Genomic DNA, 2,312 nt, shown 5'->3' on the forward strand with positions numbered 1-2,312 from the left:
TGCCGGGATCGATCCCGGTCGGGTGGTGATCGATCACCTCAATGAGGTGACGGTCGGACTGGTTCGAGACACCGGCTGTTGGCTCGGTTTTTCCATCTACCCGGAAACCAAGATGTCACCACCGCGAATGGTGGAGCTGATCAGGAAGTACGGCACCGAACGCGTTCTGATCAACTCGGCGGCCGACTGGGGCCGTTCCGACCCGCTGCTCACCAGGGCCACCGGCGAGGCGATGCGCAACGCCGGCTTCGGGGACGACGACGTCGACCGGGTGCTGTGGCGCAACCCGGTTGAGTTCTACGGACAGTCCGGACGGCTGGGCGCGTCTGATGCCGGCAGCGCCGGCCCGACCTTCGCGGGCAACTCGATCCAGCGAGGTGGTAGCTGATGAGGCTGCGCTACGCCGATGGGCGACTCGCGCACCTGAGCTACTGCACCAACGTGCACCCCGCGGAAGACCTCGATGGCATCATCGCCCAGTGCGACGCGTACGCAGTCGCCGTCCGCGAACAACTCGGCAGTGAGGTGCTCGGCCTGGGGCTTTGGCTGGCCGCGCCGGTCGCCGCCGAACTTGCCGCCGACCCGACGCGGCGCAAGCGGCTGCGCCGAGAACTGGACGTGCGGGGACTTGAAGTCGTGACCCTCAACGGCTTCCCGTATCAGGCGTTCCAGGCGCCGGTCGTCAAGCATGCGGTCTACCAACCGGACTGGACAACCGGTGATCGGCTCAACTACACGGTGAACCTGGCGACCATTCTCGTTGACCTGTTGCCCGACGACGCCGTCCGTGGCTCCATCTCCACGTTGCCGCTGGCCTGGCGTGAGCCGTGGAACGCCATCCGGGCACGGCGGTCCCGGCGGATGCTGGACCTGCTCGCGGCCGAACTGGCGCGTTTGCACGCCAGAACCGGGCGCACGGTGAGGGTCGGGTTCGAACCAGAACCGGGCTGCGTCGTAGAGACCACCTCCCAGGCAGTGGACTTGTTGTCCGGTATCGACACGCGGTGGCTGGGGCTGTGCCTTGATCTCGCACATCTCGCCTGCGCCTGGGAGAACCCGGAGACGGCACTGGCCGCGCTGCGTATCGCCGGGTTGCCCGTGGTTAAGGTGCAGATCTCCGCCGCTCTCGCCGTGGCTCGACGTAGCGGCGGATCAGCTCGGCGTCCGCGGCGGGAGCGTCCGCGGCGAGAGCGGCGGAGATCTGCACCTTAACCACGGGCAACCCGGCGATACGCAGCGCGGCCAGTGCCGTCTCCGGGTTCTCCCAGGCGCAGGCGAGATGTGCGAGATCAAGGCACAGCCCCAGCCACCGCGTGTCGATACCGGACAACAAGTCCACTGCCTGGGAGGTGGTCTCTACGACGCAGCCCGGTTCTGGTTCGAACCCGACCCTCACCGTGCGCCCGGTTCTGGCGTGCAAACGCGCCAGTTCGGCCGCGAGCAGGTCCAGCATCCGCCGGGACCGCCGTGCCCGGATGGCGTTCCACGGCTCACGCCAGGCCAGCGGCAACGTGGAGATGGAGCCACGGACGGCGTCGTCGGGCAACAGGTCAACGAGAATGGTCGCCAGGTTCACCGTGTAGTTGAGCCGATCACCGGTTGTCCAGTCCGGTTGGTAGACCGCATGCTTGACGACCGGCGCCTGGAACGCCTGATACGGGAAGCCGTTGAGGGTCACGACTTCAAGTCCCCGCACGTCCAGTTCTCGGCGCAGCCGCTTGCGCCGCGTCGGGTCGGCGGCAAGTTCGGCGGCGACCGGCGCGGCCAGCCAAAGCCCCAGGCCGAGCACCTCACTGCCGAGTTGTTCGCGGACGGCGACTGCGTACGCGTCGCACTGGGCGATGATGCCATCGAGGTCTTCCGCGGGGTGCACGTTGGTGCAGTAGCTCAGGTGCGCGAGTCGCCCATCGGCGTAGCGCAGCCTCATCAGCTACCACCTCGCTGGATCGAGTTGCCCGCGAAGGTCGGGCCGGCGCTGCCGGCATCAGACGCGCCCAGCCGTCCGGACTGTCCGTAGAACTCAACCGGGTTGCGCCACAGCACCCGGTCGACGTCGTCGTCCCCGAAGCCGGCGTTGCGCATCGCCTCGCCGGTGGCCCTGGTGAGCAGCGGGTCGGAACGGCCCCAGTCGGCCGCCGAGTTGATCAGAACGCGTTCGGTGCCGTACTTCCTGATCAGCTCCACCATTCGCGGTGGTGACATCTTGGTTTCCGGGTAGATGGAAAAACCGAGCCAACAGCCGGTGTCTCGAACCAGTCCGACCGTCACCTCATTGAGGTGATCGATCACCACCCGACCGGGATCGATCCGGC

4 protein-coding genes are annotated in these 2,312 nt (G+C 67.2%); 2 read left to right on the forward strand and 2 right to left on the reverse strand.

Annotated elements, in window-relative coordinates; all coding sequences use genetic code 11:
* Nucleotides 1–388, forward strand: a 388-nt coding sequence (locus QTQ03_RS28845) for a TatD family hydrolase (RefSeq protein ID WP_502889895.1), incomplete at its 5' end; no start/stop codon positions are given.
* Nucleotides 388–1,212, forward strand: coding sequence for a metabolite traffic protein EboE (gene eboE / locus QTQ03_RS28850; RefSeq protein WP_353890659.1), 825 nt, complete (start codon nt 388–390; stop codon nt 1,210–1,212). The genes QTQ03_RS28845 and eboE (QTQ03_RS28850), both read left to right, overlap by 1 nt.
* On the opposite strand, the gene eboE (QTQ03_RS28855) is transcribed toward eboE (QTQ03_RS28850), so the two are convergent.
* Both eboE (QTQ03_RS28855) and QTQ03_RS28860 read right to left on the reverse strand, forming a co-directional pair.
* On the reverse strand, nt 1,103–1,927 hold the full coding sequence (eboE, locus tag QTQ03_RS28855) for a metabolite traffic protein EboE (RefSeq protein WP_353890660.1): 825 nt from the start codon (nt 1,925–1,927) through the stop codon (nt 1,103–1,105). The genes eboE (QTQ03_RS28850) and eboE (QTQ03_RS28855) overlap by 110 nt on opposite strands.
* A partial coding sequence (locus QTQ03_RS28860; RefSeq protein WP_502889896.1) for a TatD family hydrolase occupies nt 1,927–2,312 on the reverse strand: 386 nt, incomplete at its 5' end. The genes eboE (QTQ03_RS28855) and QTQ03_RS28860, both read right to left, overlap by 1 nt.

The organism is Micromonospora sp. WMMA1363 (assembly GCF_030345795.1).
In the GTDB taxonomy this organism is placed as follows: domain Bacteria; phylum Actinomycetota; class Actinomycetes; order Mycobacteriales; family Micromonosporaceae; genus Micromonospora.

Coding starts and splice junctions, on each gene's coding strand:
- eboE (WP_353890659.1), top strand. CDS start 388: ATGAGGCTGCGCTACGCCGATGGGCGACTCGCGCACCTGAGCTACTGC.
- eboE (WP_353890660.1), bottom strand. CDS start 1,927: ATGAGGCTGCGCTACGCCGATGGGCGACTCGCGCACCTGAGCTACTGC.